Below are 2,939 nucleotides of genomic sequence, written 5' to 3' on the forward strand. Positions count from 1 at the left end.
ACAACGACAACGTACCCGGGATCTCGGCTACCACAACAGTTCTGATCTCACCCGATGCCCCCCAAGAAAGAGGAGTTCTCACGCCCAGGCGCCCGCCTCAGCGCACGAGATCGGCATAGAGCACCGCCGCCAGGCCCAGAAACTCGCGGGCAGCCTTGCCCTTGGATTCGAGTTCAAAGACCGCGAGCCCCTCGCTGAACGAGCGCCGGAAGACGGTCCGCTGGGACAGGCGCGGCTTGATGAAACGGATTCCGGGGGCCGCGACCAGGGCGGCTGCGGCCTCGTCGGTCTCACGCACCGCGTGATGGGTGTCGCCGCGGTTGATGAAGCCGATTATCTCCGGGGGGCGCTCCCGCACCACCGTCGCGACCAGGCGGATGAAGCGCTGGACCGACCAGATGTCCGCCTGTGACGGCTGCACCGGCACGACCACCCGATCACACAGGGCGAGTGCCAGGCGCAGGCTGTCCATGTCCGCCGTGCCGGCGTCGATGACGACCTGGTCCGCATCGGTCAGTTGCTCGCGGGTCAGGGCGCGCTTGTCGAGGGCCTGCAGGGGCGGCGCGTAACCCTCCTCGCGCCGGACCTCGAGCACGTCCGTCAGGGTCGCCTGGGGGTCGATGTCCACCAGCCGGCAGGCAACCGCCCCCTGCGCCAGCCAGACCCCGAGATTGAATGCGACCGTGCTCTTGCCCGATCCGCCCTTGAGGCTGGCCACCAGCGTGATCATGCGGCTTGTCTACCCCGAGCAGTTGCTATTGCGCACCCGGCCTGGGCGCATCGGCCGGGGTCGGTCCACCCTGGGGCGGGGCCTTCTTGGTATAGCCGGCCGGGACCGCGAACAGCTCATCGGGCTGGGGGCCGACGCGGATTGCCTTGAGCTCGCTCACGTAGCCGCCGGGAAACTCCTCGCGCACCGCGAGCTTCAGTTGCGGGTCATACCACTGGAGACTGACCGCCGGCGGCTGGCTGGGCACCGCCGTCGTCATCTGCCACTTCTCGGTCGCACGGCCGTCGAGGGTTTCATTACCGAGCAGCGTCAGTTCCATCGTCTGACCATGGGGCAGCACATGCTTCAAGGGCAGTCCCCGCTGCACGTCCAGCCATTGCGTGGCGGTCAGGGTCTGACCTTTGTCGGTCATGGACATCTCCCACTTCACCGCGGGGCGCCCGTTCACGTCCTCGATCCCGACCCGGCGACAGGTCAGACCCGCCATACCGACGCAGGGATCGCTCTCGGCGGATGGCGCGGCCGGGACCGGCGCCGCGGCCCCCGGGGGAGTGGCACGCTCCAGATAGCTCTTCTCCGCCGGGAACAGGATCCACTCCAGGCCGCGCTTCCGGTCGGAGATGCGCACCACCTCCTGACCCTTCTGGGACATCTCCATGCGGGTGCGTGCGTCACCGACGTACATCTTGCCCCCGACGACCTGACCGTCCGGGGCGCGCCGCACCATATCCGCCGCAAACTGGGCGCCGGCCCCATCGGCCCGGGCCGCCCCCGCGGCAACCATGACGGCGCCCAGCAGTGCCGCCGAAACCATGCGTTGGTCGATTCTCATGTCGTTTTTCCTCGTCTGTTTCTTAAAGTCACAACCTTGGGATGCCCGGCTCAACGTGACCGCCAGGGTCCGACCTCGTTGTCGGGGGCGGCGCCCGGGGGCCAGGCCGGCAGGGTGCCGGACGGGTGGGGCGCTCCCTGGCCTGCGTCCAGCGGGCGCCCACGTGCGCCCTGACGCGCCTGCTCCCGTTCGGTCAAAGGACGGAAACGGTAGGCCCCGGGGTCCGCCCACCCACCCGCACTGCCGCCCGGCTGCGGCGGGTCGCCGCGATAACGATAACCCGCGGCGGCGGGCACCGACCCGGGTGGCCAGGCCCGGGTGTCCGCCGGCGCATCGGTCGCGCCGGCATCGGAGCGAAACCGATCGGCGGCGGCGCCCGCTCCCTGCGGTGGGGCGCCCGCTCCCTGCGGTGGCCCGCCGGCGCCGGACCAGCCGCCATTCCATGCGGGTGGTTGGTCCGCGGCGCGGTTCGTGTCCGGCGACTGCCCAAACCGGGCGGGGGCCGACTCACCCGGCCCCGCACCGGAAGCGGCCCCGGTCGGGGTATTGGTGCCCTGGATCCAGTCGGGGCCAGGGGGGCGCTGGTCCCGCGCGCCGCCGCTTTGATTGGCCTCATTGTCCACCGGCAACCCCCAGGGATTGCCCTGCGCCAATTGAAGATAGGCCAGGAACCCCGCCGCGACGAGCAGCGGCGCCGGCCGACGGCGAAACCCCGCACCGCGCGGGTTGCCGCCAGGGTCCCGGTGCGCCGTCCATGGCCGGGCCGGGATAGCCCCGGGGGTCAAGGCGCATCCCCGCCGGGTTCGTCATCGCTCTTCTTCAGCCGGATGCCGCGCCGCGGGGAGCGCGTCGGCGCCGGTTGGGCCTTGGGGGCATCGCCCTTGGGCGCGGGCGTGCCCGCCCGAGTGGACGGCTTGGCGACGGTCTTCTTGGCACTGCCGGTGCTGCCCGCGGCCCCAGCCGCCGCGGTTCGGGTCGGCGCGCTCCCGGCTGGGCGCACCGCAGGGGCCGGCGCTGACGGCGGTGTCGGGTCCTGCGGGTCCGCATCCGGTGTCGCCGCGGCAGGAGGACGCAGTACCAGGGCGGAGCGCGGTTTGGGAGCGACGGCGGCAGCCGTCGCCGCCTCCGTCGCGGCCTGGTCCATGGTCGCGGGCGCCACGGGTAGCGGATCGGCCGGCGCGGCGGCCCCGGCCCCGGTCGCCCCCGGACCCACCCCGGAACCACCATTGACCACGGCCGACGGTCCCGGCCTGGGGCGCCTGGGACGCGGCGGCGGCTTGGGTTTGAAGGCGTTCTTCGCGACGTCGATCAGCAGGATAAAGATCCCTCGCACCCCGTAGAAGACCAGCGTGAGCACCTCCCAGGCCTTCTCCAGGA

General features: G+C 71.7%; 3 protein-coding genes and 1 pseudogene. All 4 read right to left on the bottom strand.

Features of this window, described 5'->3' with window-relative positions; genetic code table 11:
- Positions 1–97 precede the first annotated feature (97 nt).
- A complete protein-coding gene (locus QZY48_RS10060; RefSeq protein WP_295430645.1) occupies positions 98–730 on the bottom strand; it encodes an AAA family ATPase in 633 nt (210 codons plus the stop codon).
- 25 nt (positions 731–755) lie between these two features.
- Positions 756–1,562: a hypothetical protein gene (locus QZY48_RS10065; protein WP_295430647.1), complete on the bottom strand. Its 807-nt coding sequence runs from the start codon at positions 1,560–1,562 to the stop codon at positions 756–758.
- A 50-nt stretch (positions 1,563–1,612) separates the two neighbouring features.
- Positions 1,613–2,347, bottom strand: coding sequence for a hypothetical protein (locus QZY48_RS10070; RefSeq protein WP_295430649.1), 735 nt, complete (start codon positions 2,345–2,347; stop codon positions 1,613–1,615).
- Positions 2,344–2,939, bottom strand: a pseudogene (locus QZY48_RS10075) (AcrB/AcrD/AcrF family protein); the annotation flags it as partial. The pseudogene QZY48_RS10075 and the gene QZY48_RS10070, both read right to left, overlap by 4 nt.

This window comes from uncultured Thiodictyon sp. (genome assembly GCF_903828115.1).
In the GTDB taxonomy this organism is placed as follows: Bacteria; Pseudomonadota; Gammaproteobacteria; order Chromatiales; family Chromatiaceae; genus Thiodictyon.